At 66.5% G+C, this 25,602-nt stretch carries 22 protein-coding genes; 11 read left to right on the top strand and 11 right to left on the bottom strand.

The genetic code is table 11. The annotated features are described in order from the left end of the window. Position 1: 1 nt before the first annotated feature. The 3 genes from AC3WLX_RS29525 to AC3WLX_RS29515 form a co-directional block, all read right to left on the bottom strand. Entirely contained in the window at positions 2-601 is a 600-nt protein-coding gene (locus AC3WLX_RS29525) for a nuclease-related domain-containing protein (protein ID WP_492338634.1), read from the bottom strand. Positions 602-786: 185 nt separating this feature from the next. Continuing rightward, positions 787-1,089 carry a hypothetical protein gene (locus AC3WLX_RS29520; protein WP_492338633.1) on the bottom strand — a complete coding sequence of 101 codons (303 nt, stop codon included), beginning with the start codon at positions 1,087-1,089 and terminating at the stop codon, positions 787-789. A gap of 96 nt (positions 1,090-1,185) precedes the next feature. Next, positions 1,186-2,094, bottom strand: a complete 909-nt coding sequence (locus AC3WLX_RS29515) for a PaaI family thioesterase (RefSeq protein ID WP_492338632.1) — start codon at positions 2,092-2,094, stop codon at positions 1,186-1,188. A gap of 141 nt (positions 2,095-2,235) precedes the next feature. Here AC3WLX_RS29515 and AC3WLX_RS29510 point away from each other — a divergent pair, with 141 nt between their 5' ends. After that, complete coding sequence (locus AC3WLX_RS29510) at positions 2,236-2,556, top strand: hypothetical protein (protein ID WP_291621196.1); 321 nt, start codon at positions 2,236-2,238, stop codon at positions 2,554-2,556. 493 nt (positions 2,557-3,049) lie between these two features. Here AC3WLX_RS29510 and AC3WLX_RS29505 read toward each other — a convergent pair whose 3' ends face one another. Both AC3WLX_RS29505 and atzD read right to left on the bottom strand, forming a co-directional pair. After that, entirely contained in the window at positions 3,050-4,525 is a 1,476-nt protein-coding gene (locus AC3WLX_RS29505) for an amidase (RefSeq protein ID WP_492338631.1), read from the bottom strand. A gap of 126 nt (positions 4,526-4,651) precedes the next feature. Next, positions 4,652-5,758 (bottom strand): cyanuric acid amidohydrolase, encoded by a 1,107-nt coding sequence (gene atzD / locus AC3WLX_RS29500; RefSeq protein WP_291627893.1) that lies wholly within the window; start codon positions 5,756-5,758, stop codon positions 4,652-4,654. Between the two features lie 239 nt (positions 5,759-5,997). Here atzD and AC3WLX_RS29495 point away from each other — a divergent pair, with 239 nt between their 5' ends. Next, the gene (locus tag AC3WLX_RS29495; protein ID WP_492338630.1) at positions 5,998-8,337 is read left to right on the top strand and encodes a Tex family protein; all 2,340 of its coding nucleotides are present in this window, start codon (positions 5,998-6,000) and stop codon (positions 8,335-8,337) included. A 256-nt stretch (positions 8,338-8,593) separates the two neighbouring features. Here AC3WLX_RS29495 and AC3WLX_RS29490 read toward each other — a convergent pair whose 3' ends face one another. Together AC3WLX_RS29490 and AC3WLX_RS29485 are read right to left on the bottom strand one after the other, a co-directional pair. Continuing rightward, positions 8,594-8,965, bottom strand: a complete 372-nt coding sequence (locus AC3WLX_RS29490; RefSeq protein WP_492338629.1) for a response regulator transcription factor — start codon at positions 8,963-8,965, stop codon at positions 8,594-8,596. Continuing rightward, positions 8,962-9,828, bottom strand: a complete 867-nt coding sequence (locus tag AC3WLX_RS29485) for a S1C family serine protease (protein WP_492338628.1) — start codon at positions 9,826-9,828, stop codon at positions 8,962-8,964. Before AC3WLX_RS29485 ends, AC3WLX_RS29490 begins: the two co-directional genes overlap by 4 nt. 200 nt (positions 9,829-10,028) lie before the next feature. Between AC3WLX_RS29485 and AC3WLX_RS29480 the strand changes: the two genes are divergently transcribed. Further along, the gene (locus AC3WLX_RS29480; RefSeq protein WP_492338627.1) at positions 10,029-10,994 is read left to right on the top strand and encodes a VOC family protein; all 966 of its coding nucleotides are present in this window, start codon (positions 10,029-10,031) and stop codon (positions 10,992-10,994) included. 15 nt (positions 10,995-11,009) lie between these two features. Here AC3WLX_RS29480 and AC3WLX_RS29475 read toward each other — a convergent pair whose 3' ends face one another. Continuing rightward, the gene (locus AC3WLX_RS29475) at positions 11,010-12,143 is read right to left on the bottom strand and encodes a diguanylate cyclase domain-containing protein (protein WP_492338626.1); all 1,134 of its coding nucleotides are present in this window, start codon (positions 12,141-12,143) and stop codon (positions 11,010-11,012) included. Positions 12,144-12,317: 174 nt separating this feature from the next. Between AC3WLX_RS29475 and AC3WLX_RS29470 the strand changes: the two genes are divergently transcribed. The 3 genes from AC3WLX_RS29470 to AC3WLX_RS29460 all read left to right on the top strand — a co-directional run bounded on the left by AC3WLX_RS29470 (position 12,318) and on the right by AC3WLX_RS29460 (position 16,892). Then, entirely contained in the window at positions 12,318-13,193 is an 876-nt protein-coding gene (locus AC3WLX_RS29470) for a dihydrodipicolinate synthase family protein (protein ID WP_492338625.1), read from the top strand. Positions 13,194-13,356: 163 nt separating this feature from the next. Further along, the gene (locus tag AC3WLX_RS29465) at positions 13,357-14,442 is read left to right on the top strand and encodes a S1C family serine protease (RefSeq protein ID WP_492338624.1); all 1,086 of its coding nucleotides are present in this window, start codon (positions 13,357-13,359) and stop codon (positions 14,440-14,442) included. Positions 14,443-14,567: 125 nt separating this feature from the next. Next, the gene (locus AC3WLX_RS29460) at positions 14,568-16,892 is read left to right on the top strand and encodes a xanthine dehydrogenase family protein molybdopterin-binding subunit (protein WP_492338623.1); all 2,325 of its coding nucleotides are present in this window, start codon (positions 14,568-14,570) and stop codon (positions 16,890-16,892) included. A 195-nt stretch (positions 16,893-17,087) separates the two neighbouring features. On the opposite strand, the gene AC3WLX_RS29455 is transcribed toward AC3WLX_RS29460, so the two are convergent. From AC3WLX_RS29455 to AC3WLX_RS29445, 3 genes are read right to left on the bottom strand one after another with little or no spacing between them, the layout of a single operon-like run. After that, positions 17,088-18,284 (bottom strand): acyl-CoA dehydrogenase family protein, encoded by a 1,197-nt coding sequence (locus AC3WLX_RS29455; RefSeq protein ID WP_492338622.1) that lies wholly within the window; start codon positions 18,282-18,284, stop codon positions 17,088-17,090. A 15-nt stretch (positions 18,285-18,299) separates the two neighbouring features. Then, complete coding sequence (locus AC3WLX_RS29450; RefSeq protein ID WP_492338621.1) at positions 18,300-19,439, bottom strand: acyl-CoA dehydrogenase family protein; 1,140 nt, start codon at positions 19,437-19,439, stop codon at positions 18,300-18,302. Between the two features lie 5 nt (positions 19,440-19,444). Continuing rightward, positions 19,445-20,299 carry an enoyl-CoA hydratase gene (locus AC3WLX_RS29445; RefSeq protein WP_492338620.1) on the bottom strand — a complete coding sequence of 285 codons (855 nt, stop codon included), beginning with the start codon at positions 20,297-20,299 and terminating at the stop codon, positions 19,445-19,447. 142 nt (positions 20,300-20,441) lie between these two features. Between AC3WLX_RS29445 and AC3WLX_RS29440 the strand changes: the two genes are divergently transcribed. The 5 genes from AC3WLX_RS29440 (at position 20,442) to AC3WLX_RS29420 (ending at position 25,593) form a co-directional block, all read left to right on the top strand. Next, positions 20,442-21,050: a LemA family protein gene (locus AC3WLX_RS29440; protein WP_024342221.1), complete on the top strand. Its 609-nt coding sequence runs from the start codon at positions 20,442-20,444 to the stop codon at positions 21,048-21,050. 156 nt (positions 21,051-21,206) lie between these two features. Next, positions 21,207-22,121, top strand: a complete 915-nt coding sequence (locus AC3WLX_RS29435; protein WP_492338619.1) for a TPM domain-containing protein — start codon at positions 21,207-21,209, stop codon at positions 22,119-22,121. Positions 22,122-22,126: 5 nt separating this feature from the next. Beyond that, the gene (locus AC3WLX_RS29430) at positions 22,127-22,624 is read left to right on the top strand and encodes a TPM domain-containing protein (protein ID WP_492338618.1); all 498 of its coding nucleotides are present in this window, start codon (positions 22,127-22,129) and stop codon (positions 22,622-22,624) included. A gap of 368 nt (positions 22,625-22,992) precedes the next feature. Then, positions 22,993-23,970 (top strand): hypothetical protein, encoded by a 978-nt coding sequence (locus AC3WLX_RS29425; RefSeq protein ID WP_492338707.1) that lies wholly within the window; start codon positions 22,993-22,995, stop codon positions 23,968-23,970. Between the two features lie 93 nt (positions 23,971-24,063). Beyond that, positions 24,064-25,593, top strand: coding sequence for a hypothetical protein (locus AC3WLX_RS29420; protein ID WP_492338617.1), 1,530 nt, complete (start codon positions 24,064-24,066; stop codon positions 25,591-25,593). The last annotated feature ends 9 nt before the right edge of the window (positions 25,594-25,602 follow it).

The following is a 25,602-nucleotide window of genomic DNA, read 5'->3' as shown; positions in this document are numbered from 1 at the left end:
GTCAGGCGATCAAGCGCTGCACCAAGGACGACTCGTTCGAATAGGTCAGCAGCGCCTCGTGAGTCGCGCGGGTCACACCGACATAGGTCAGCCTGACGCATTCCTCGACGGTCTCGCCGTGGCGGCCGAGCGCGCCCAGGCCGGCAATGGCGACGCAAGGAAACTCCAGGCATTTCGCGCTGTGCATGCTCAGGAACCGCACGGCCACCCGCTTGACCGAGATCCTGTTGCGATTGTCCTTGGCGATGTCGATCGGCAATCGCTCGTCCCGCTCCAGCGTGCGCTCGACCTCGAACGTGTACCTGCGGGCCTGCTCGAGCGGATTGCTCTCGCGTACGACCCCACGATCCGTTAGCAGCTCGACCTTGGTCTTGTCCGCCGAGACGATCGTCTCCAGCCGCCAGTCCTTGACCTCGAGGACGAGCAGGCTGCTCGCGGGATGGACGATGATGAAGTCCGGATGCCGGTTGAGCGGGCCGACCGGGAGGTTGTGCCAGACGACGGCGTTCTCCTCGAGGAAGTCCTTCAGCCGTTCTGCCAGTCGTAGCTCGTCACGGCTGTCGAAGCGCGCGAAGCCGAGACTCGGGATCAGGATAGCCATGTGACGACAGCGAACGCCATTGTGGACCACGCCGTGCGCCAAGTCGGTCGCAGGGTGGTCGCTCCAGAACCCTCACCCGCGCGCGGGACGATGCTTCGCATCGCCCGGAACGCGCGACCTCTCCCGCAAGCAAGCGGGATAGGTGAAGGCGCCGCGGCAATGGGGTCAGACTTGAGCATTCTGTACTAGCCCGCTTCGGCGAAGGCGCGGGCAACTGCTCGTGGCGGCGCTGGAGCGGGCAGGGCGCCGAGCGCGATCAGGAAATGCGGCAGGCCCGTCGGCGAGACGAAGGCGATGGCGATGTCCGAGATCAGCCACAGCGCGGCGAATATCAGCGCGAAATCCAGCCGCGGGCAGTTGAAATAGTAGAACACGACGGTGACGAGGATCGCGGGCCCGATCGCAACTGCAATCATGACCGCGGTCAGCTCCTTCGGCGTGAAGGCGTCGAGCACCATCGATGCCAGCAGCCAGAGCGCGGCGAACATGGCGACGATGTCGAGCGGATGCCGCGATCCAATACCTCTCGTGGGGGCGCGCTATTCGTTGTGGCCGGGGACTGCGGCCGTCAAGTCGAGATGCGCTCATTCCTCGTCACTTCCTCGCGTCGGCCGCAGCATGAAATGGCCGAATGCGGTGGCGATCGGCTTGTCCGCATCGTCCTGCCAGGCCCGCGCCTCGAAGGCGACGATGCGCCGGCCCTGTTTCACGATCGAGACGTCGGCAAACGTGTCGAGCGCGCGCCCCGATCGCAAATAGTTGACGGTCAGTCCGATCGGCTTGGGTGGCGCGGCAGCGCCGAGTTCGCGCGCCACGCCGACGATCGCGGTGGTCTCGAGGAAGGCGCCCGTCATGCCGCCGTGGATCGCGGGCAGGATCGGATTGCCGATGATCTGGGGCGAGAAGGGCATCGTCAGCGTGCCGTCGTCGTTGACGCGGATGCCGAGCGCGCGGGCGAACGGGCTGCGTGCGAACGGCCCGTCCGGATGCTCCGGCGCCTCCAGCGTGGGGATGCTGCGCGCATCCATCAGGCGGTCGGCGAGCATATTGGTGCGGTTGGCGCCGATCATGAAGCAGGCGGTCGCGGTTGCGACCGGGTCGTCCTCGGACTCCTGATAGGCGGTGGAGCGCACGAAGGCGATCGAGCGCGTGGTGCGGTAGCACACCGAATGCGCCTTGATGTCGAGGCCGGGGGTCGCCGGCTTCTGGTAGTCGATGCGCAGGTCCAGCGTCGCAATCGCGCGTGTGCCGTCGAGCGCAAGTTGCACCGCCATGCCGCAGCTTTCGTCGAGCATCGCGGTGACGACGCCGCCATGCAGCACGCCGGTCTCGGTGTCCCCGACGAAGACGGGTCGGTAGGGCAGGCTGGACCAGGCCTCGCCAGGCGCGAATCGGTCGAGCTGCAGCCCGCTGATCTGGCCATAATCCGAGCGGCGGCCCTTGATGGCCTCGGCGAGTTCCTCGAACAGGTGCGTGGCAGGTGAAGTGGACATGGCGCTGTTCTAGACCAGTGCCCGCCGTCGCGCAAAACCCGGAATGGGCGCTGCCGGACGGCCCCGGGTGGTTGGCCCTCGACAGGGCGGACCGAAGCGACGATGGTGGGGCTTCGTTCGTTTGACTCGCAAGGAGTGCCCATGGCCGATTCCGAAATGCCCTCGACCGCCCAGGGGCCCGTCACCATTTCCACCTCCAGTGCCGAACGGGCGCCGATCATCTATTTCGACGGCGCATCCTGCTTCGGCCATCACAACGGCGCGATCCAGATCGAGCTCGCCGCGAACCTGTTGATGCCGGTCGGCGCCGCCGTCAGGGTCGACGTGGTCCAGACCGCGCACTTACGTTGCAGCGTCGCCGCAGCGCTGGCGCTGCGCGAAGCCCTCGAAAAGGCGCTGGCGATGTACCAGCAGGGTCAGAAGCAGCCGGTGGCGGAGGAGATACCGGCGGTAAAGAACTGAGGCGGTTGCGATCGCGTGTCGATGCGATCGCACTTTTGCTGAAGCGGAATGGCTTTGGCTTGAATCGATGCCACGGGCTCGGTGCAACCTCTCCCGTTTGCTTGCGGGAGAGGTCGCGCCGAAGCCGCGGGTGAGGGCTAGCTCCTCTTGGGGATTGTCTTACCGCGGAAAACACCCTCTCCTCAGCCCTCTCCCGTAAGCGGGCAGGGCAATCGCATCTGAAAGACCTGAGCGCGCGCCTCGCCCTTCGAGACGACCGCTTCGCGGTCCCTCAGGGTGAGGCTAAGCGGCACCGGTGCCTGTTGGAACCAGCGAAACGCATGCGGTCCTCATCCTGAGGGCCCGCCAACGGCGGGCGTCTCGAAGGATGGCCACAAGCGAGATCACTCCCGTATGCGATTGCCCTGCGCAAGCGGGGGAGGGAGTGCATCTGTCACGTGGAAAGCGATTAAACCCAATCGCATCGCGCTCTAAAGCAGGACGCAGCGATAGTTCACGCCTTCGCCACATGCACCTTCGCGGTCTTGCCGCCATTCCACTTGCCGTCGAGCGCGCGCTCGATCTGGGCGGCGAGCTGTAGCAGCAGGCCGTCATTGGCCTGCTTGGCGATGGCCTGGATGCCGAGCGGCAGGCCGTGATCCTGGCTCGCCATCGGCATCGAGATCGCCGGAATGCCGCAGAGATTGGCGAGCGGCGTGAAGGCGAAGAAGCGCCAGAGATTCTCGAACCAGTCGCGCACATCGGGATTGTCGGAGATGGTGAGATACTCCCTCGTGCCGACCTTCGGCGTCGGCAGCGCGGTGATCGGCGTCAGGATGACGTCCCACTGCTCGAAGAAGGCGCCGAAGCCGCGCGAGGTCGTGTTGAACACGGCCTGCATCTTCGCCCGCTCGGCGAAGCTGGTGTGCCGGCCGGCTTCCCAGATCCGGATGTTCATGGGCTCGATCAGGTCTTCCGGCGGGCTCGTGAGCCCGCGCGCGGCGAGCATGTTGGAGATCACCACTGCGAAATTCGAGATGTAGCAGGTGGTCTGCGCTTCGAACGCGGCGGGGAGGTCGATCTCCGGCAGCGCGTAGTCGACGTGATGCCCGAGACCTTCGAGGAAGCGTCCGGCCTTCTCCAGCTCGGCGGCGAGCTCGGGCGCCGCGGTGTAATTGCCCCAGGTGTGAGACAGCGCAATACGGAGCTTGCCGGGGTCGCGCTTGATCATCTCCGAATAGGGCTGCGCCGTGGTCCAGAACGGCATGAACTCGCCGGGCGCAGGCCCGCGCGCATGATCGACGAAGGCGGCGGTGTCGCGCACCGAGCGTGACTGGCAGCCCTGGATCGAGACGAGGCCGGTGAGGTCGGACATGTGCGGCGCCAGCGAGAACACGCCGCGCGAGACTTTCAGGCCGATATTGCCGTTGACGCCGGCGGGAATGCGGATCGAGCCGCCGCCGTCGGTCGCATGCGCGATCGGCACCACGCCCGCGGCGACCATCGCGGCGCTGCCCGCCGAGGAGCCGCAGGTGGTGTAGTCGGTATTCCAGGGATTGCGCGTGACGTAGACGGCGGGATTGTCGGCCGACGAGCACACGCCGAATTCCGGCGTCGTGGTGCGCCCGATCAAATTGAGCCCGGCCTGCCGGAATTTACCGGTGAGGAACGTATCGGCGCTCGCGCGATTGCCGCGCATCAAGAGCGAGCCCATCTCCTGCAGCCGGCCCTTCATGGTCGGCCCGAGATCCTTCATCAGGAACGGCAGGCCGGCGAACGGACCTGCCAGATTGGCGCCGTCCTTGGTGGGATCGGCGATCACGTCCTCGAACAGCTCGACCACACCGGACAGCGCCGGATTGACCTTGGCGACGCCCGCGGCGGCCTGGCGCGCCAGCTCCTTCGCCGTTAGCTCGCCCTTGCGGACGCGCCCGGCCAGCGCCACGCCATCGTGCTGCGCCCATTCGTTCCAGCTCATCGGCAAAGTCATGAAGTCAAATCCCCTTAAGGTCGCGGCGTCAGCTTTTTCGCAACGGCCCGTGTGAATCAACCGAGCCGCCGCGAGGGGCAGGGTTGCGTGGGGCGGACAGGTCGTACGATCGCGGCTGGGACTCGCTCATTCCGACAGTCGCGCGATTACCGCAACCGGCCCGCCGCCGGCCGGCCCCTGATGCTCGGCGCCGCCGGACACGTAGACTGCGCCGGTGCCGGCAAGGCCCGCGATCAGGCCACCGACCGCTGCGCGGGCGTGGCGTGTCGCGCTGATGTCGGTGTCCTCTAGCATGGTGTGGCGGAAGCCGCGCACGGCGCCGTCAGGCGAGGCCTCCGCCTTGGCGAAGATGTTGACGAGCGTGCGGCCCGCGGCGGTTTGCGGCGCCGCACTGAGCCCGACGCTGCTCAACGCCGATACCACCGCCGCGGCGTCGATGGCATCCTCCATGACAGCATGCCCGATCACATATTCGCTTGCCGATGACGCCGAATTGCCGAGCACGATGACGACATTGTGCATCAGCTCGATCCCCGACGAGGTCGAGGCCACCTTGGAGAAGAGATCGTAGCGTCGCAGCACGTCGTCGTCGCCGAGGTCGGAGCCGATCTCGCCGAGCGCGACGGCAACTCCCAACGCCGAAGCGCCGCGCGAATAGGCCATCGAGCTGTACGCGCTTGTCGTCGCCGTCTTGTTGCCGCGCGCGTTTGCCGCCGCAACGCGCTCGCTGGTCAGCAGCGGGCACTTGATCTGCACGAAATGGACGTCCGCGGGGTCGCTGATGCCGGCATCGGTCATCGCGGCTTGCACCGCCTTCGCCGTCTCGGTGATCTGCGCGGAGCGGCCGAGCTCCTCGGGCAGGAAATCCCGCGTGTGCGCCATGCCGATGCCGAGGCGCTTGCCGGACGGGCCCGGTCGTGCAGCCTCGCTGCGCGTGAACACCGTGATATGCGGGCTCAGCACGCCCTCGGTGCCGCCGGACATCACGAAGGCGATACGTTGCTCGACTGCCTCCGGCGACACACTGAGCTTGGGCGCCAGCGCCGTGCACAGCGCGGCCACCGCGTACTCCCGGGTAAAATCGTTGACGCCGCCATTGCCCTCGGTCTTGCCGAGAATGGCGAGGATCGAGTTGGGATCGATCGCGCCGGAGCCGATCAAGTCCATCAGGCCGGAGACGTCGCCGGGACCCGCGGTGGCGATCCTGAAGACGCCGACCGATGTCTTGGGCATGATTGGTCCTCGCGTGGAGTTCAGTGGTCCGGCGAAGCAAGCAGGCACGGAACGCAGGGTTGATGTCAAGCCGTCGCGCGCCTACGATTGTGGCGAGATCGCATCGGTCTGGCAAAAAAATCCTCTGTCGACGATGCTGCTTCGTACCTTGATGAATCAACCTTGGTTGGTCCATAAGCGGCGTCCCGCGACCGGTGGTTCGCCCCTGCGCCCGCGGACTTGAATAGAGGGAGTCTCGCGTGGCAAATATCAACCAGAAGATTGCGCAGGAGCTTGGGGTTCGCGCCGAGCAGGTCGAGGCGGCGGTGACGCTGCTCGACGGCGGCGCCACGGTTCCCTTCATCGCGCGCTACCGCAAGGAAGCGACCGGTGCGCTCGACGACGCGCAATTGCGCACCCTGGAGGAGCGCCTGGTTTACCTGCGCGAACTCGAGGATCGCCGCAAGGCCATTCTCGAATCGGTCCGCGAGCAGGGCAAGCTCGATGCCGCTCTTGAAGCCTCCATCATGGCCGCCGACAGCAAGGCCCGCCTCGAAGACATCTATCTGCCGTTCAAGCCGAAGCGTCGCACCAAGGCGGAGATCGCCAAGGAAGCTGGGCTCGAACCGCTCGCCAATCAGCTCATGGCTGAGCCCGGCAACGATCCGAAGGTCGTGGCCGAAGGCTTCATCAACGCGGAGAAGGGCGTCGCTGACGCCGCCGCCGCGCTGGACGGCGCCCGCGCCATCCTGGTCGAGCGCTTCGACGAGGACGCCGACCTGATCGGCGCATTGCGCGAGGAGGTGTGGAGCAATGCACGCATGGCCTCCAAGGTGCGCGACGGCAAGAAGACCGAGGGCGAGAAGTTCGCCGACTATTTCGATTTCTCGGAGCCGCTGACCAAGCTGCCCTCGCACCGCATCCTCGCGATGTTCCGCGGCGAGAAGGAAGAGATTCTCGATCTGCAAATCCAGGCCGAGGCCGAAGCGCCGCCGCCGGGCGTGCCGAGCGCCTATGAATTGAAGATCATGAAGCGGTTCGGCATCGCCGACCTCAAGCGCCCCGGCGACCGCTGGCTGGTCGACACCGTGCGCTGGGCCTGGCGCACCAAGATCCAGGTGCATCTCAATATCGATCTGCGCATGCGGCTGTGGAATTCGGCCGAGACCGAAGCCGTGCGCGTGTTCGCCTCGAATTTGCGCGATCTGCTGCTGGCCGCGCCCGCCGGCACCCGCGTCACCATGGGGCTCGATCCCGGCTACCGCACCGGCGTCAAGGTCGCGGTCGTCGACGCCACCGGCAAGGTGGTCGACACCATCGCGATCTATCCGCACGAGCCGCAGCGGCAGTGGAATGAATCGCTGGCGACGCTCGGCCGGCTCGCAATCAAGCACCGCGTCGAGCTGATCGCGATCGGCAACGGCACCGCCTCGCGCGAGACCGACAAGCTCGCGACCGAGCTGGTCAAGGGCCTGCCCGAGCTGAAGATGAACAAGATCGTGGTGTCGGAAGCCGGCGCCTCCGTCTATTCGGCCTCGGCCTTCGCCTCGGAGGAGCTGCCGGGCCTCGACGTCACCCTGCGCGGCGCGGTCTCGATCGCGCGACGGCTCCAAGATCCGCTCGCCGAGCTCGTCAAGATCGAGCCGAAGGCGATCGGCGTCGGCCAGTACCAGCACGACCTCGGCCAGGCCAAGCTCGCCAAATCGCTGGATGCGGTGGTCGAAGACTGCGTGAACGCGGTCGGCGTCGACGTCAACACCGCCTCGGCGCCGCTGCTCGCCCGCGTGTCGGGCGTCGGTTCTGGCCTGGCGCAGAGCATCGTCGCGCACCGCGACGCCAATGGCCCGTTCAAGTCGCGCAAGGCGCTCAAGGACGTGCCCCGGCTCGGGCCGAAGGCGTTCGAGCAGTGCGCGGGCTTCTTGCGCATCCTCGGCGGCGAGGACCCGCTCGATGCCTCCGGCGTGCATCCGGAAGCCTATCCGGTGGTGCGCCGGATTCTGTCGGCGACCAAGAGCGACATCAAGGCGCTGATCGGCAACAGCGAGATCGTGCGCACCCTGAAGCCGAAGGATTTTGTCGACGAGACCTTCGGCCTGCCGACCGTCACCGACATTTTGAAAGAATTGGAGAAGCCCGGCCGCGACCCGCGTCCGGCGTTCAAGGCCGCCGTGTTCAAGGAAGGCGTCGAGGAGATCAAGGATCTCAAGAAGGGCATGATCCTCGAGGGCACCGTCACCAACGTCGCCGCGTTCGGCGCCTTCGTCGATATCGGCGTGCACCAGGACGGCCTCGTGCACATTTCGGCGATGTCCAAGACCTATATCAAGGATCCGCGCGAGGTCGTGAAGCCCGGCGATATCGTCAAGGTCAAGGTGCTGGACTTCGAGGTCGCGCGCAAGCGCATCTCGCTGACGCTGCGCCTCGACGACGAGGTCGGCGCCAAGAAAGACGCCCCCGGTATGCAGCGCGACAGCGGGCCACGCAATCCCGCCCGCATGACCTCGTCGGCCCCGCGCAAGCAGGAGGCTTCTTCCGGCGGCGGCGCCCTCGCCGAAGCGCTGCGCCGCGCGGCGGAGAAGAACGGCGGCAAGCGGGCGTGACGTCTTTTGTCTCTCTCCGCTGTTTCGGCAGGGGAGTCGCATAGGGAAGCGATCTCGCCTGTGGCCATCCTTCGAGACGCCCGCCGTTGGCGGGCCCTCAGGATGAGGTCGGAGTGTGCGGCACCCGCTTCAACGAGCACCGACGCTGCTTAGCCTCATCCTGAGGAGACCGCGAAGCGGTTGTCTCGAAGGACGAGGCGCGCGCTCAGGGCCTGCGAAACGCCTTATGCGTTGACGAGGAGAGAGCAGCCTTCGTTCACAGCTCGATCACGCCGCGGCGCGCGGCGTGCGCGACCGCATCGGTGCGACCGGTGGCGTCGAGCTTGTCGAGCAGCGAGCCGACGTGGAATTTCACGGTGTGCACGGAGATGCCGAGCTGCCGGGCGATCATCTTGTTGGAGGCGCCCTCGGCCATCAGTGCCAGCACGTCGAGCTCGCGCTGGGTCAGTGCGATGTCATCAGGCATGTTGCGGGGGTCGCGCGCGACGATCGTCGCTGCGGCAGCTTCGCCAGGCGCGGCCAGCCGCAGCCCCGTGACGTTGCCGAGCAGCTTCGCCAGGCGCTCGGCGAGAGCGGGATCGTCGATCTCCAGGGCGAGCACGATTTCCGGGGAGCTGCCCTCGCTCACGTCTCCAGCCTCTCGCCGACGGTGACCTTGAAGCCGGCCGGCTCGCCGCCGCGGCGCACCGCGAGGTCGATCACGGCGCCGACGCTCGAAGGTCCGAGCGTCCGCGCCAGCGCGCGCACGCCGGAGAGCTTTTGGCCGTCGACCGCGACGATCACATCACCCTGGCGGATGCCAGCCGCCGCCGCAGGCCCGGCCTTGTCGACGTGCATCACCATGGCGCCGACGCCGTCGTCGAGCCGCACCGGCTGCAGCCCGAGGCCGAGATAGCCGCGCGCGACGCGCCCGCGTACCTCCAGCTGCGCCGCGACGCGCTCGATCGTCGTAGTCGGAATGACCAGCACGCGCCGCGGGCCGAGCACGGCCATGCCGAACGCTTGCCCCGAGGCATCGAGCGCGAGGCCGCCCTGCTGGGCGGGGCGCAGGCGGACGTCGAGCTCGATCCGTGCATCGATGTCGCCGCCGCGCAGGGATCGCCAGCTCTTGCCGGAGGTCGACACCATCCCGAGCGCTGCGCTCGGCGTGTCGCGGTCGGTGGCGACCACGATCGCCAATGCGCCCAGCGGCGGAACGGTTGCCGCGAGCGTGGCTGGCGCCGATGCGATGTCGGCACGCAGCAGCGCGATATCGGTGGTGTGGTCGCGGCCGGCGATGCTGGCCGGACACGTGCGGCCGTCGGGCAGGCCGATCTCGACCTCGCCCTCGTCGGCCAGCGCCTCGTCCGCCGTGACGATCAGGCCCGTGTTCCAGACGAAGCCGGTCGAGCGAAAGCGGTGCGAGTGCACGGAGACGATCGAGGGTGCAGTGCGCGCCACCGCCTCCGCGAGGGCGGACGACAGCGAAGACAGGGGACTGGGATCGGTCATGGCGTGCTCCTGGGGTTGCCCTCAATCTGGGATGTCAGGGGCGTTGGCGAAACTGGCCGGGTGGCCAGGACATGACGGATGGCCGAGCCCGTAGGACCACGGCCGACGAACATGTGATTGGGAGCGCCTCACGGCAACGTGTAGCAATCCCGCGATTGCGCCCCATGGCCCAAGGATTGCTGCAAGGATTGCGAGCCCTCATGACCATCGACCTCACCCGCCGCACCCTGCTGCAGCTCGCCGGCGCCACCTCGCTCGCGGCGGCGGCCGCCGCCGCGGCGCGCGCCGAGGGCACGCCGCAGGGCGGCGGCCCGACCTTTGCCAGTCGTACCCCGATGCGGGTCGGCATGGTGACGCTGCGGGTGAAGAGCCTCGACAAGGTCGCCGACTATTACCGCGACGTGATCGGGCTCACCGTGATGGAGCGCTCGGGCATCGCGGCAAAGCTCGGCACATCAGGCATCGCGCTGCTGGTGCTGGAAGCCCGCCCCGAGGCGGCCATCGAGCCGCGCAACGCCGCCGGCCTCTATCACACCGCCTTCCTGATGCCGACCCGCAAGGACCTGGCGCGCTGGCTGGTTCACGCCGCCTCGCACCGCGTGAAGCTGTCGGGCTTTGCCGATCATCTCGTCAGCGAATCCGTCTATCTCGACGACCCAGAAGGCAACGGCATCGAGGTCTATGCCGACCGCGATCCCTCGCAATGGCAGTGGAGCGAGGGCAGCGTGAAGATGGCGACCGACGAACTCAACATTCCCGACCTGCTGTCGCTGACCAATTCGCGCGTGCCCGATTATGCCGGGGCGCCGGAGGGCTTGCGCGTCGGTCACATGCACCTGCGGGTCGGCGATCTCGCGCAGGCCGGCAATTTCTATCATGGCGCGATCGGTCTCGATCCGACCCGCAGCCGCAGCGGCGCGGCGTTCCTGTCGTCGGGCCGCTATCATCATCACCTCGGCATCAACGTCTGGCAGAGCCAGGGCGCGGGCCAGCGTGACGATCAGATGACCGGCCTGGCCTGGTTCTCACTGGTGACGGAAAAGCCGGACATTCTCGCCGCGCAGGAGCAGCGCCTGCGCAAGGCCGGTGCGAAGGTGACGGCGCTCGCAGGCGGCCTCGAGGCCGTCGATCCCTGGGGTACGCGCGTGCGGCTGCTCAAGGCGTGATCGAAGGCGGCTGCTTCAGCCTGCCGCGCGAAGGTCGGCGTGCTCGTCCGACCAGACGCAACATCCGCCTCCCGCGCGCTTGGCCGTATAAAGCGCACGGTCGACCCGTTCCAGCAATTGCGAGGCCGAGCCCGCGCTGACGGCATCGGTACTGACGAGAATGCCGGCGCTTGCGCCAATGCATACCGGAATGTCCGTCAACAAGAAGGGCATCGACAGCTCGGCAATGGCCTGACGCGCCAGTGCGAGCGCCTCCTCACGACCGGCTTCGCCCGCTGTGACTGGTCGGAGCATCATGAACTCGTCGCCGCCAAAGCGTGCCGCGATGCCGCTGTCGCCGATGCAGGACGACAGACGCTGGGCCACCTGGCGCAGCAGATCGTCTCCGGCCTGATGGCCGTGACGGTCGTTGACCGGCTTGAAGCCGTCGAGATCGATGGCGACGATCGCGAAATCGCCGCTCGTCTCGGCCAAGGCCTGGAAGAACGCGGCGCGGTTCGGCAATCCCGTGAGAAAGTCGTGCGTGGCCTGCCGCGCCAGACGATGCTTGGCCTCGACGCGTTCGACGAACGCGGCCGACAGATGCTTCGAGGCCTCGCGCAGGGTCAGCCAGAAGAACACCAGCATGATCGCGCCGATCTTGTAGGCAAATTCGGGTCGGAGCAGGCCGCCGACGATCGTCGGCAGCAGGAGGATGGCGGCTGTGTTCAGGATGATCCACGGCCGGATCGCGGCGCGCGAGACCATGCCGACGCAGAACGACATCGAGAGGCCGAACGCGATCCACGCGCCGGGGTCGTCGTCGAGCGCGAGCGCGCGATAGGAGAGCAGGCCTAGCGCAAGGCCGAACGCCGAGGCCCCGGCGCCGTAAAGCCGCTCCCAGCGAACCACGTCTGCGTCGGACAACTGGGCCGCGCGAGCCTTGTAGCGAAGCAGGGAATAGACGCGGGCGGTCGCGGTGACGAAGATCAAACCCGAAATGACGGCATAGCCGGCGTCACCGCTCATGGCCGTCAGCGCCACGGCGCCCGTCACGGATGTCACGCCGATGGCAAACACTTGCGGCAATGACGTGTACAGGAGATCGACCAGCTCGCGCCGGATGCGCGGATCGGGATGCAGATACCTGGACAGCATTGTGAGAGGCATGCGGGCACCATCACCATCACTCCCTAAAACCGAGTAGGGGATGGGGCGCGTCATGATGGCCAGTTCGCAACATCCTTAAGGAGTCGTCAAAGCCCGGCTTGCTGGCGATTTTCTCACATGATAGCAGCAATCGACGGGGCCTTGCCGGGTTCCGATGCTGGGACCTTCGCGCACATGTCCGAATTCCACGGTGTCTTCCCCTATCTCGTCTCGCCCGTCGATGCCGGTGGCAATGTGCGCACCGAAGTCCTCGGCAAGCTCTGCGATGACCTGATCGGCGCCGGCGTGCACGGGTTGACGCCGCTGGGCTCGACCGGCGAATTCGCCTATCTCAATGCCGCGCAACGCAGCGCTGTCGTGCAGACCACGATCGAGGCCGCGAAGGGCCGGGTGCCTGTTGTGGCGGGCGTCGCCTCCACCTCGACCGCGGACGCGGTGACGCAGGCGAAAGCCTACCAGAAACTTGGTGCCGACGGTGTCCTCGCGATCCTGGAAGCCTATTTCCCGCTGGCCGATGCCCAGGTCGAATCCTACTTCCGCGCCATCGCGGATGCCGTCGACATTCCCGTCGTCATCTACACCAACCCGCAATTTCAGCGTTCCGATCTCACCCTCGACGTCGTTGCGCGCCTCGCCGAACATCCGCGCATCGGCTACATCAAGGATGCCTCGACCAATACCGGCCGGCTGCTCTCGATCATGAACCGCTGCGGCGATGGCTTGCGTGTGTTCTCGGCCTCCGCCCACATTCCGGCGGCGGTGATGCTGATCGGCGGCCGCGGCTGGATGGCGGGACCTGCCTGCATCATCCCACGCCAGAGCGTTGCGCTTTACGAGCTCTGCAAGGCCGGACGGTGGGACGAGGCCATGGCGCTGCAGCGCCGGCTGTGGCGCATCAACGAAGCCTTTGCCCGCTTCAACCTCGCCGCCTGCATCAAGGCCGGGCTTGCGATCCAGGGCTACGACGTCGGCGACCCCGTCCCGCCGCAGGCACCTTTGACCGCCGAGGCGCGCAAGGTCGTGGAGACGGCTCTGCGCGATCTGACATAATTGCTCGTTACGCGGCAATTCGTCCCGGCACCCGTGCACGGCAGCAAATGCCCCTTACCTGACCGAGAAACTTCCGCTCGTCTGCGACGTTTCTGCCTGAGCAAGGCCCTCCATGCATGTGCATCTCAGAGCCCCGCATTCAGCATAACAGATGGTGATCCCGATGAATCGTCGCTATGCGCTTGCCGCAGCAGCTTTCGCCGCCCTGCTGCTTGCCGTCACCGCCGCGAAGATCCTGCAGGTCCCCTGGACCACGCCCGCCGCGCGCGCCGTCGAGCAGCGGGGGCCGCTGTCCGAAGGCGAAAAGGCCACCATCGACATCTTCGAGCGCGTGTCACCTTCGGTCGTCCAGGTGGCAGCCAAATCGGCAGCCAGTCCCCTCATGGGTGAGGAGAGCCAGGGCAATGCGTCCGGCACGGGCTTCGTCTGGGACCGCGACGGTCATCTCGTGACGAACAATCACGTCATCGCCAATGGCGGCGAGATCGCGGTGAGGTTTGCGTCGGGAGAGGTGGCCCAGGTGGACCTGGTCGGCACGGCTCCCAATTACGATCTCGCCGTGCTGCGGATCCGCAGCGTGCGCGAGCTTCCGGCTCCGATCGCGCTCGGCAGCTCGAACGACCTGAAAGTCGGGCAATCCGCCTTCGCGATCGGCAATCCCTTCGGACTGGACCAGTCGATGACCTCCGGCATCATCAGTGCGCTCAAGCGCAGGTTGCCGACCCATGGCGGCCGGGAGATCGCCAACGTCATCCAGACCGATGCCGCGATCAACCCGGGCAATTCGGGCGGGCCGCTGCTGGATTCCGCGGGCCGGCTGATCGGCGTCACCACGGCGATTATCTCGCCGTCCGGCTCGAACGCCGGCATCGGCTTCGCGGTCCCGGTCGACGTCGTGAACCGGATCGTCCCGGAGCTCATCCGCAACGGCCGAGTGCCGACGCCGGGCATCGGCATCGTGGCCGCCGGCGAGGATGTTTCGACCCGGCTTGCTGTCGAGGGGGTGATCGTGGTGCGGACGGCCCCCGGTAGCCCTGCCGAGCGTGCCGGGATTCGCGGTGTCAATTTTTCCACGGGAGCGGTGGGAGACATCATCACTGCGGTGGAAGGCAAGCCGGTGCGGCGCCTTGCCGACCTGACCGATGCGCTGGAGCAGGCCGGGGCCGGAAAAACCGTTCGGCTCACGGTCAAGCGCGGCTCGGACACCCGTGACGTGAATGTGGGCATCGTCGATATCGACCGGTCCTAGGCAGCCCATCGGCGCCAGCAAGGGGTTCTGACGCGTATGGCCGATGTGCCGGAGCTCGGTTGTCTGGACCGCAAAATCCGCTAAAACCGCCACGGTCGCCTTTGCGGATTTCGAGGACATACGGAATGAACATTCTTCCCGGCAATTTGCGTTTCGGAGCGGGACAACCCGTCAAGCGTTTGGAAGACCAGCGGCTGCTCACCGGGAAGGGGCAATTCATCGACGACAAGCCGGAGGAGGGCGCGTTGTGGTTGCACGTGCTGCGCTCGCCGCACGCCCACGCGAAGATCGTCTCGATCGACACCGGCGCCGCGGCGTCGATGCCCGGCGTCACCGCGATCTACACCGGCGCCGATCTCGTCAAGGACGACATCGGGACGATCCCGACGCTGAACATCTTCAAGCGCCCCGACGGCAAGCCGATGACGGTGCCGCCGCGCCGGCTGCTGGCCCACGAGGTCGTGCGCTATGCCGGCGAGGCCGTGGCCGCAGTGGTGGCCTCCTCGCGGGTGGAGGCGCAGAGCGCGGCCGAGGCGATCGTGGTCGAATACGACGTGCAGCCCGCGGTGGTCGATCCGGTCGAGGCGGTAAAGCCCGGCGCGCCCGTCGTCTGGCCCGAGGCACCGGACAACATCGTCGGCGCCATGGCTTACGGCGATGCCGCCAAGGTCGACGAAGCCTTTGCCAAGGCCGCGCATACGGTCGAGCTCGACATCGTCAGCCAGCGCCTCGTTCCGTCCGCGATGGAGCCGCGCTCGACCATCGCGGAGATCGACAAGAAAACCGGCCGTCTCCTGCTGCACGTGCAGTCGCAGACGCCGGCCTCGACCCGCGACGTGCTGGCGGAAGCCGTGCTGAAGCGCCCGAAGGACAGCGTCCGCGTTCTGGTCGGCGACATCGGCGGCGGCTTTGGCCAGAAGACCAACCTTTATCCGGAAGACGGCATCGTCGCCTATGCCGCGACCAAGCTGAACAAGAAGATCCGCTGGCGCGGCGACCGCACCGACGAATTCGTCGGCGGCACCCACGGCCGCGATCTCACCTCGACCGCGTCCTTCGCGCTGGACGAGAAGGGCAAGGTGCTGGCCTATCGCGTCAAGTCGATCGGCTGCACCGGTGCGTATTCCTCGGGTGCGGCCAACATCATCCCGCTGGTGCTCGGGCCGTTCGTCCAGACCGGCGTTTACGATCTGCCGCTGGTGCATTTCGAGGTGAAGTCGGTGATGACCCACACCGCGCCGGTCGGCGCCTATCGCGGCGCCGGGCGGCCCGAGGCGGTGTTCATCGTCGAGCGCCTGTTCGACGCTGCTGCACGAAAGATCGGCATGGATCCGCGCGCGATCCGCAAGGCCAACTACATCAAGCCGGCGCAGCTGCCCTATACCAATGCCGCCGGCCAGGTCTACGATTCCGGCGCCTTCGCCCACATGCTCGACCGTGCCGTGAAGCTGGCCGACTGGGACGGGTTTGCCGCGCGCAAGAAGGCGGCCAAGAAGAAAGGCCTGCTCTACGGGCGCGGTCTCACCTCCTACATCGAATGGACCGGCGGCCGCGCGCATACCGAGAAGGTCAGCCTGCACGCGACCTCGCAAGGGCGCGTCGTGCTGCATTCCGGCACCATGGCGATGGGGCAGGGCCTGCAGACCACCTACACCCAGATGATCTCCGACACGCTCGGCATCCCCATGGACAAGATCGACGTCGTGCAGGGCGACACTGATCTTGCCACGGGTTTCGGCAGCGTCGGCTCGCGCTCGCTGTTCGTCGGCGGCACCGCGGTTGCGGTCTCCTCAAACGATCTGATCCAGAAGGCGCGCGAGAAGGCCGCGAACGTGCTGGAGACCTCGGTCGAGGACATCGAGTATCAGGGTGGCATGCTCACCGTGGTCGGCACCGACCGCCGCATCAGCCTGTTCGATCTCGCCGAGAAGGAGAACGGCGCCAAGCTCAGCGTCGATTCCGAAGGCGAGGTCGACGGTCCCAGCTGGCCGAACGGCACGCACATTTGCGAGGTCGAGATCGATCCGGAGACCGGCGTCTCCCGCGTCGTGCGTTACACCACAGTCGACGACGTCGGCGTCGCGGTGAACCCGATGCTGGTCTCGGGCCAGATCCATGGTGGCGTCGCGCAGGGCATCGGTCAGGCGCTGTACGAAGGCGTCTCCTACGATGCCGACGGCCAGCTGCTGACCGCGAGCTACCAGGACTACTGCATTCCGCGCGCAGACGACGTGCCGCCGATCGTGGTGACGCTGGACGATTCTGCGCCCTGCCGCACCAATCCGCTTGGTGCAAAAGGCTGCGGCGAATCCGGTGCCATCGGGGGCCCGCCTTGCGTTACCAACGGCGTGATGGACGCGCTCGCCGAGCTCGGCATCACCCAGCTGAACACGCCCCTGACGCCGCAGAAGATCTGGCAGGCGATCCGGGACGCGAAGGCGGCGGGGTAGTCCCCGCGTCACACTCGGCTGTCGTCCCGGGGCGCGCGAAGCGCGAGCCCGGGACCGATAACCACAGGGCGTGGTTGTGGCGCGAAGGTTGTGGCGCGAAGCTGGCAACTCCGAGTCCCCGTAACCACAGCCGCCTGTGGTTATGGGTCCCCGCCTTCGCGGGGACGACACCGATGATGTGGCGCCGGTTCGTCGTCAAATCCCCAGCATCATCTTCGCGATGATATCGCGCTGGATCTCCGACGTGCCGCCGAAGATGGTGTAGGCGCGGCCGTTGAGATATTCCGGCATCACGGTCAGCATTTCCTCAGGGATAACAGGCTCGTGGTTGAGCTTGTAGAGCGGTCGCATCGGCTCGACGTGAAGCGCGTCGTGGCCGATCACGTCGGCCCCTAACCGCGTCACGGCCTGGCGGATCTCGCTGTTGCGCAGCTTCAGGATCGACGACACCGCGCCGGGATTTTGCCCGGTCTGCAGCGCGGAGAGCACGCGCAGCTCGGTCATCTCCAGCGCGTCGATATCGACCTCGACCTCCGAGATGCGCGTTGCGATGTCGGGGCTGTCGATGGCGCGGCCGGTGAGGTCGGACTCGGCGAGATCCGAGATCGCCTTCAGCCCTTCGCGCAGCTTGGCCGAGGCGATGCCCGCGCCGCGCTCGAACTCGAGCAGATATTTGCCGTAGGTCCAGCCCTTGCCTTCCTCGCCGACGCGGTTGGCGACGGGCACGCGCACGTCGTCGAAGAACACCTGGTTGACCTCGTGGTCGCCGCCGATGGTCAGGATCGGGCGCGTGGTGATGCCCGGCGTCTTCATGTCGATCAGGATGAAGCTGATGCCGTCCTGCTGCCGCGGCCCGTCGCTGGTGCGCACCAGCGCGAACATGCGGTTGGCGTGATGGGCATGCGTGGTCCAGATCTTGGTGCCGTTGATGATATAGTCGTCGCCGTCGCGCACCGCGCGCGTCTTCAGCGAGGAGAGGTCGGACCCGGAGCCGGGCTCGGAATAGCCCTGGCACCAGTAATCCTCTCCGGAGAGAATCCGCGGCAGGTAGAAATTCTTCTGCTCCGGCGAGCCGAAGCCGATGATGACGGGCCCGACCATCTTCACGCCCATCACGTTGACATTGGGCACGCCGGCGCGTGCGCATTCGGTCTCGAAGATCCAGCGCTGTGCGGGCGTCCAGTCCGGCCCGCCATATTCGACCGGCCAGCCCGGCGCGCCCCAGCCTTGGGCGTGCAGCGCGCGCTGCCAGGCCATGCCGATATCGGGGTCGGAGAACACCGACGGCGTCAGCGCGGTCGCGCGCTTCATCTCCTCGGTGAGGTTTTTGGCGATGAAGCTGCGCACCTCATTCTGGAAAGCGCGCTCTTCTGCGTTGAACGACAGGTCCATGAGGCTCTCCCGGTGTCAGGCCATGCGGCCGAGTTCGGCGTGGCGGGCATAGTGATGCGCGCTGCCGCCGAACAGCGTGTCGAAGGCGACGAGGCGCTTGAAATAGGCGCCGACCTCGAGCTCCTCGGTGACGCCCATGCCGCCATGGAGCTGGATCGACTGCTCGCCGACGAAGCGCGCGCATTTGCCGATCTTGGCTTTTGCGCCGGACGCTGCCCGGGCCCGTTCGGTCGGCGCGCTATCTGCCTTCAACGCCGCCCGCAGCGCCATCGAGCGCGCCTCGTCGACCTGCATGGCCATGTCCGCGAGGCGGTGGCGGATGACCTGGTTGGCGGACAGCGGCCGGCCGAACTGTTGTCTGATCTTGGTGTAGTCGAGCGTGGTGTCGAGCAGCGTCTGCATGATGCCGACGGCCTCGGCGCCGAGCGCGGCCATGGCGCGGTCGACCGCCCATTCGATCGCGGGCAGCGCGTTGCCGCCGTCTCCGAGCAGCGCGTCTTCGGGCAGGTGCACGTCCGACAGCTCGATATTGCAGGCGCGCCCGCCGCCGAGGCGCGCATAGTCGGAGATCGTGACGCCCTCTGCCGTTGCCGGCATCACGAACAGTCCGATCCGCCCCGAAGGACCGTGATGATCGTGCAGGGTTGCGGAGACGATGATCTCGTCGGCGGCGTGGCCGTCGAGCACGGTGATCTTGCTGCCGGACAGGCGCCAGCCCTGCGCCGTCTTGGTCGCCGATGTCGCGACCTTGGCGAGATCGAAGCGGGCCGCGCGCTCGGAATGCGCGAACGCAAGCTTCAGCGATCCGTCCGCCACCTTGGGCAGGCTCGCCTGCTTCTGCTCCGCGGTGCCGCATCTGGCAATCAACGCGGCTCCCAGCACGACGGTGGCGACATAGGGCTCCGAAACCAGGCCCCGTCCGAAGGCTTCCATCAGGATGCCGACATCGACCGCGCCGCCGCCCAGCCCGCCGAACTCCTCGGGCAGCGGCAGCGCCAGCCAGCCGAGCTCGGCGAACTGCTTCCACACCGCGGGGCTGAAGCCGAGCGGATCGTTCGCCATCTTGCGGCGGTGAGCGGCATCGTAGCTGCCGGCTACGAAGCGCTCCGCGCTGTCGCGCAGCAGCTTTTGCTCGTCGCTGAGATCGAGGTCCATCGCGTCTACTCCGCCGCCGCAGGCGGCTTGCGCACGGAAGGATGCAGGCCGGAGGGATCAACGATCATGCCGAACTCCTGCAGATTGTGGGCGTGGCAAAGCTGATGCAGTGCGAAGGCCTGGTCGATGGCGGCGGGCTGGCCCATCACGTCGACCGAGCGGTTCACCGCCTCCTTGGTCATCTTCAGCGCGAAGGACGGTTTTGCCGCGATCCTGCGCGCCAGCTCCAGCACGCGTGAGGACAGCGCCGCGCGCGGCACCACCTGGTTGACCATGCCGAGCTGGTGCGCCTCCTGCGCGCTCCAATTGTCCGCGGTGAACAGGAACTCCTTGGCCTTGCGCGCGCCGAGTTCCCAGGGATGCACGAACCATTCGACGCCGCAGACCCCCATGGTGACGACGGGGTCGCAGAACTGCGCATCGTCGCTGGCGACGATGAGGTCGCAGGCCCAGGCCAGCATCAGACCGCCTGCGATGCACTTGCCGTGCACCTCGGCAATGGTCGGCTTGGCGAGATTGCGCCAGCGCCGGGTGATCTGGAGATATATTTCCTGCTCGCGGGCGAAGCGACCATGGGCATTGGGCTCGGCAAAGCCGCCCCAATTTCCGATCGGCGGAAAGTCGACGCCCGCGGTATTCTTGCCTCCGGGACGGAGGTCATGACCGGACGAAAAGTGCGGGCCGTTGCCGGCGAGGATGATGACCTTGACCGTATCGTCCTGCACGGCCGCGTCGAAGGCGGCGTTGAGGTCGTAGGTCATTTGCAGGTTCTGCGCGTTGCGCGCGTCGAGTCGGTTCATCACGACGCGGACGATCGCCGGCTCCGGCCGTTCCACGAGAATGGTCTCGAACGAGCTCATCGCGTTTCCCCTGGCGTTTCCGCTTTTGTTTCGCGGAGTTGACTATGTCAGCCTGCGATAGGCAAGAGGCTTGCGTCAGCCGGCTGCTTTTCTCGAGCGCGTAATCTGATAGCTTGCGCCCGATTCCACCGGGAGAAATTTGATGCGCAAGATCCTGACCGTGCTGGCCGCCCTGGCCTCGCTGAGCCTGACCAATTGCGGCTACAACGCGATCCAGAGCGAGGACGAGCAGATCAAGGCCGCCTGGTCCGAGGTCGTGAACCAGTATCAGCGCCGCGCCGATCTCGTGCCGAACCTCGTCAACTCGGTGAAGGGCTTTGCGCAGCAGGAGAAGGACGTGCTGCTCGGCGTCACCAATGCCCGCGCCAAGGTCGGCAGCATCCAGGCCACGCCGGAGGTGCTGAACGATCCCGCCGCGTTCCAGAAATTCCAGGCCGCCCAGGGCGAGCTCTCCAGCGCGCTGTCGCGGCTGCTGGTCGTCACCGAGAACTATCCGCAGCTGAAATCGGATGCCCTGTTCAAGGACCTGATGTCGCAGCTCGAAGGTACCGAGAACCGGATCACCGTGGCGCGTAACCGCTACATCAAGTCGGTGCAGGACTATAACGTCACCATCCGCTCGTTCCCGAGCAACCTCACGGCGATGATGTTCGGCTACAAGGAGAAACCGAACTTCTCGGTCGAGAACGAGAAGGCAATCTCGACCGCGCCGAAGGTCGATTTCAACCCGGCACCGGCGCCGTCGAAGTAAGCGCGCGCCGTTTTGCGAATGGTCTTCACCCCACCCACCACTGTCATTCCCCGCGAAAGCGGGGAATCCAGTACGCCGCGGCTTCTCGGTTCAGGCACGGCTGCCTCTGGGATACTGGATCGCCTGCCCCAGTGCGCAAAGCGCACAAGGCGGGCGATGAGACCGAGTGTGTGGCGGGCGTATTCCGTGGCGGCCTCATGCGTCCTCGCTATCGCCCTCTTCTTCACCTTCACGCTTCCCACCCACGCCGACGTCGCTGTCCCCGAGCTCACCGGCCGCGTGGTCGATCAGACCGGCACGCTCTCCAGCAGCGACGTCGCCGCGCTATCGCAGAAGCTGCAGGATTTCGAGAGCCGCAAGGGCAGTCAGATCGCCGTCCTGATCGTGCCGACCACCCAGCCGGAGACGATCGAGCAGTTCTCGATCCGTGTCGCGGAGGCCTGGAAGATCGGCCGCAAGAAGGTCGATGACGGCGCGATCCTCGTCGTCGCCAAGAACGACCGGCATCTGCGCATCGAGGTCGGCTATGGCCTCGAAGGCGCGCTGACCGACGTCATCTCGCGCCGGATCATCGACGAGATCATCACGCCGAAGTTCCGGACCGGCGATTTCGCGGGCGGCATTTCCGATGGCGTCGACCGCATGATCCGCGTGATCGACGGCGAGCCGCTGCCGGCGCCCTCGCGCACCGTCAACTTCGCCCACAATCTGGACGATCTCGCGCCACTCTTCATCGTGACGCTGTTCGCCTCGATCGGGGTGGGCGGATTCTTCCGGGCCGTGTTCGGGCGCCTGCTCGGCTCGCTCGCGGTCGGCGGCATCATCGCGGCGCTGACCTGGCTCATTCTCGGCTCCTTCGCGCTCGCCATGGCGCTCGGCGCCGTCGGCTTCGTCATCGGCTTCATCGCCGACCTGTTTTCGGCGATAGCGCCGGGCACCGGGCGCTCCCGCGGCGGCTCGTGGTCCAGCGGCTCGTCCGGAGGCGGCTGGAGCAGCGGATCGTCGAGCAGCGGCGGCTTCAGCGGCGGCGGGGGCAGTTTTGGCGGCGGCGGCGCCTCGGGGAGCTGGTAGCGGTCATGAGCATCAAGCGCATTGCCAGACATCTCGTGCAGCATCCTTGGCGGGCAAGGCAGATCTTTCCGCCTGACGTGCTCGCCCGCATCGAGCAGGCGATCAAACAGGGTGAGGCGACGCATTCCGGCCAGGTCCGTTTCGTTGTCGAAGGCGCGCTCGACGGCGCGCCGCTGTTTCGCAACCAGCCGGCGCGCGAACGCGCGCTCGACCTGTTCTCGCATTTGCGCATCTGGGACACCGCGCACAACAACGGCGTCCTGGTCTATCTCCTGCTGGCCGACCGCGACGTCGAGATCATCGCCGATCGCGGCATCGATGCCGTCGTCGGCGCAGCCGGCTGGGAAACGATCTGCCACGCCATGGAGGCCGAGTTCAGATCGGGCCAGTTCGAGCGCGGCGTCATCGCCGGCATCGAAGCGGTGTCGAAAGAGCTGGCAAGGCACTTTCAGCCGGGTACGTCGCATTCGAACGAGCTACCGGACGCGCCGGTCGTGATGTGAATGCCGCCCCCTAACTCTCTCACCGTCACCCTGAGGTGCTCGCCCTTTCGGCGAGCCTCGAGGGGCGACGGCCCGGGTGTTGTAGCTCGGCCGTTCATCCTTCGAGGCTCCCTGCGCGGTGCAGCGCACCGCGCCACTCGCGCCTCAGGATGACGGAAAGCTACAGAGACGGCATTCCGCCGCCGTTCATCTTCCCACGATTACGAATTGTTTCACGCCGCCACACCGGTTCCATTTTCCCGGCCCAATTCGGCCCCGGATAACTTCCTAAAATTTCGGTAAGCGGGTCCCGAAGTAAGGAATTCGCAAGCAATGAAAGTTACCAAAAAGTCAACCGAGACTGGAGTATTTGCGCCGTGAGCGAACCATTGTCCGAGCAGGCTGCCCAGGAGTCCGGTGCTGTCGACGTCGCAGCGCCGCACGACGTCGTGGCTGCCGCCGGTATTGACGCCCCCTCGATCGCCCCCGACCACGAGGCGCCGCCCAAGCCCGATCCGATTAAGGAGACCCCGAGGGTCGAGCCGCCCCGGATTGAGGCGCCGAAGTTCGACGCCAAGACAGAGGCCAAAACGGAGGCCAAATCCGAGGCCAGGCCCGAGCCGAAGCCCGGCAAGCTCATCGTCATGCCGCCCGCCGACCGCGCCTGGGAGCGCGAGGATTTTGCTCCGCATGTGAAGGCGGATGAGCCGCGCGAAACAGGCGGCAAGCGCCGCCTGTCGGCGATGGCCGCGGTGGTGGCGATTGCGGCGAGCGTCGGCGCGATCAGCGGCGCGCTCGCGACCGCGGGCATGATGCATTTCGCCGCACCCGCCCAGGCTCCGGTGCAGGTCGCCGACACCAGCGCGCTGGATGCGTCCGTGGCACGGATCGATGCCGATCTCGTCGCCCTGAAGGCCAATGTCGAGCAGAGCTCCAAGACCGGCATCACCCAGTCCAATCGCGCCAACGACCGCCTGGACAAGCTCGAGAAGGCGCAAGCCGAGCCGCTGGCGAAAATCGCAAAGCTGTCCGAGGCCGTCGACAAGCTTCGTGCCGCGCCTGCGCAGGCCGCCGCCGCTCCTGCCAAGGAGACCACCGGCTCGATTGCGCCGACCCAGGTGGCGACCGCCGCTGCGCCGGCCCCGGCACCTGCAGCGCCAAAGACCGAGGTCGGGCGTCTGCCGACGATCGACGGGTGGCGGCTGCGTAGCGCCGGCAATGGCGGTGCGCTGATCGAGGGCCGCGACGGCCTCTACGAGGTCTATCCCGGCGACCCCATTCCCGGCGTTGGCCGGGTCGATGCGATCCGTCGCCAGGACGGCCGCTGGGTCGTCGTCACCGGCAGGGGGCTGATCGTCGGGCGCTGACGGCTCAGATCCAACCATTCGAAGAGGCGCTTCACCACCATGTGAGGCGCCTTTTTACTTGAATAGGCGTCCCCACGCGGTGTTACCTCAGGCATGAGCCGCGCGTTGCGAATTTTCCTTGCTGCCGTCGCATTGCTGGGCGGTGACGTTTCGCTTGCGGCAGCGGAGAACGCGCCGCTGACGCGCGGCACGGCGATCATCGATCCCGCTCTCCTGCGCCAGCTCGACAGGGACAATACGCTAGCGATCTCGCGCCTTTTGTCGCCGGAGCAGAGTGCCGAGGTCCCGCTCACGACCGAGCTGATGTTCTCCTCGCTGCCGCAGCTGAAACACATTCCGCCCGCGATCGATAACGAATTCGACCGCTACATCGCGCGCTACAAGGCGACTTATCCGGGTGAGACCATCGGCGCCGGCGAAGGCTTTGACGTGCAGCTGTTCGACCTCGCCAATCTGAAATCCCGCGACACGCGCTTCGTGCTGGCGGGCATCGTCAACCGCATGGACCGCGCCTATGTCTTGCAAGAAGCCTGCGGCGAGATCCGGCTGATCTATCGTCTCGCGCGGTTCGACAACGGGCCGGATGGCGGCAAGACCGCCACGCGCCTGCCGATGACGCTCAATCTCGTGATGAAGGCGCGCGATCCGCGTCAGGCGGATGCGAGCCGCAAGCCGGTCGGCTGCGCCGAGATTGCGCGGCGCTGGCTCGACAACGGCGATTGGCAGGGGCTGCTGCTCGGTCGAGGCGACGCCATGCTCGACCGCATCGAGACCAACATCCAGGTCTCCGTCGCGCCGAAATCGGCGCTGCACGATTTCCGCTCCGACTATCTGCTCAAGGTCTTCAAGTACGACGCTGCCACGAAGACGTTCGAGGAGGCGGCGCTGGAGAACCAGATCGACCGCGACCGCATCCTGGGCGACGCTGCGCTTCGGCGCGACTTCAAGGCCTGGCTGCTTGCGTCCGAGAACTTGCGCGAATTCGATCGCGGCACCGTGTTGATCCCGGAGGAATTCCTGGCCAAGGCCGCTGTAGTGCCGACCCCCGCCGGCCTCGATGCTTCGGCATTGCAGCCGGAGTTCGGCTTGATGCAGGGGGAGGGCAAGGGCAACCCCGTCTTCACCGACAATGACGTGGTCGGCGCGCTGCAACAGGCCGCGGCGCGTGGCATCGACATGCATAACGTCCGTTCGGTTGCAGGCTTCCAGCGCCGTCTCAACGATATCACCTGCGCCGGCTGTCACCAGACCCGCGGCATCGGCGGCTTCCATTTCCCGGGGGTCGACTGGCTCGCGAACAAGCCGTCGAATTCCAGCATCGTGCCGGCCTCGCCGCATTTCTTCGGCGACCAGCTCCGCCGCCGCGACATCCTGGCCGCCTTCGCTGCCGGCAAAGATCCTGATTTCTCACGCGGATTTGCCAGCCGGCCGCAGACTCGCGGCAGACGCGAGCTCGCCGGCACCGAATACCAGGACGGCTGGGGCGCGCATTGTTCCCTGCCAATTCCTGGATCGGGAACGCCGGACAGGAGTTTTACGTCATGGAGCTGTGCTAACGGTCTCACCTGCCAGGCCGCCGCGGCCTCGCGCCGTATCGGCATGTGCTTCATCAAGACGCATTAGCGCATCAGG

The sequence above is a fragment of the Bradyrhizobium sp. FW305-F6 genome (assembly GCF_058782905.1).
The sequence above is the reverse complement of the archived record's forward strand: the minus strand, read 5'-3'. Positions and strand labels throughout refer to the sequence as shown.

What these genes read in the sequence shown, in the direction of transcription:
- AC3WLX_RS29525 (WP_492338634.1), bottom strand. Translation starts at nt 601, where the DNA reads ATGGCTATCCTGATCCCGAGTCTCGGCTTCGCGCGCTTCGACAGCCGT.
- AC3WLX_RS29520 (WP_492338633.1), bottom strand. Translation starts at nt 1,089, where the DNA reads ATGTTCGCCGCGCTCTGGCTGCTGGCATCGATGGTGCTCGACGCCTTC.
- AC3WLX_RS29515 (WP_492338632.1), bottom strand. Translation starts at nt 2,094, where the DNA reads ATGTCCACTTCACCTGCCACGCACCTGTTCGAGGAACTCGCCGAGGCC.
- AC3WLX_RS29510 (WP_291621196.1), top strand. Translation starts at nt 2,236, where the DNA reads ATGGCCGATTCCGAAATGCCCTCGACCGCCCAGGGGCCCGTCACCATT.
- AC3WLX_RS29505 (WP_492338631.1), bottom strand. Translation starts at nt 4,525, where the DNA reads ATGACTTTGCCGATGAGCTGGAACGAATGGGCGCAGCACGATGGCGTG.
- atzD (WP_291627893.1), bottom strand. Translation starts at nt 5,758, where the DNA reads ATGCCCAAGACATCGGTCGGCGTCTTCAGGATCGCCACCGCGGGTCCC.
- AC3WLX_RS29485 (WP_492338628.1), bottom strand. Translation starts at nt 9,828, where the DNA reads ATGACCGATCCCAGTCCCCTGTCTTCGCTGTCGTCCGCCCTCGCGGAG.
- AC3WLX_RS29480 (WP_492338627.1), top strand. Translation starts at nt 10,029, where the DNA reads ATGACCATCGACCTCACCCGCCGCACCCTGCTGCAGCTCGCCGGCGCC.
- AC3WLX_RS29475 (WP_492338626.1), bottom strand. Translation starts at nt 12,143, where the DNA reads ATGCCTCTCACAATGCTGTCCAGGTATCTGCATCCCGATCCGCGCATC.
- AC3WLX_RS29470 (WP_492338625.1), top strand. Translation starts at nt 12,318, where the DNA reads ATGTCCGAATTCCACGGTGTCTTCCCCTATCTCGTCTCGCCCGTCGAT.
- AC3WLX_RS29465 (WP_492338624.1), top strand. Translation starts at nt 13,357, where the DNA reads ATGAATCGTCGCTATGCGCTTGCCGCAGCAGCTTTCGCCGCCCTGCTG.
- AC3WLX_RS29460 (WP_492338623.1), top strand. Translation starts at nt 14,568, where the DNA reads ATGAACATTCTTCCCGGCAATTTGCGTTTCGGAGCGGGACAACCCGTC.
- AC3WLX_RS29455 (WP_492338622.1), bottom strand. Translation starts at nt 18,284, where the DNA reads ATGGACCTGTCGTTCAACGCAGAAGAGCGCGCTTTCCAGAATGAGGTG.
- AC3WLX_RS29450 (WP_492338621.1), bottom strand. Translation starts at nt 19,439, where the DNA reads ATGGACCTCGATCTCAGCGACGAGCAAAAGCTGCTGCGCGACAGCGCG.
- AC3WLX_RS29445 (WP_492338620.1), bottom strand. Translation starts at nt 20,299, where the DNA reads ATGAGCTCGTTCGAGACCATTCTCGTGGAACGGCCGGAGCCGGCGATC.
- AC3WLX_RS29440 (WP_024342221.1), top strand. Translation starts at nt 20,442, where the DNA reads ATGCGCAAGATCCTGACCGTGCTGGCCGCCCTGGCCTCGCTGAGCCTG.
- AC3WLX_RS29435 (WP_492338619.1), top strand. Translation starts at nt 21,207, where the DNA reads ATGAGACCGAGTGTGTGGCGGGCGTATTCCGTGGCGGCCTCATGCGTC.
- AC3WLX_RS29430 (WP_492338618.1), top strand. Translation starts at nt 22,127, where the DNA reads ATGAGCATCAAGCGCATTGCCAGACATCTCGTGCAGCATCCTTGGCGG.
- AC3WLX_RS29420 (WP_492338617.1), top strand. Translation starts at nt 24,064, where the DNA reads ATGAGCCGCGCGTTGCGAATTTTCCTTGCTGCCGTCGCATTGCTGGGC.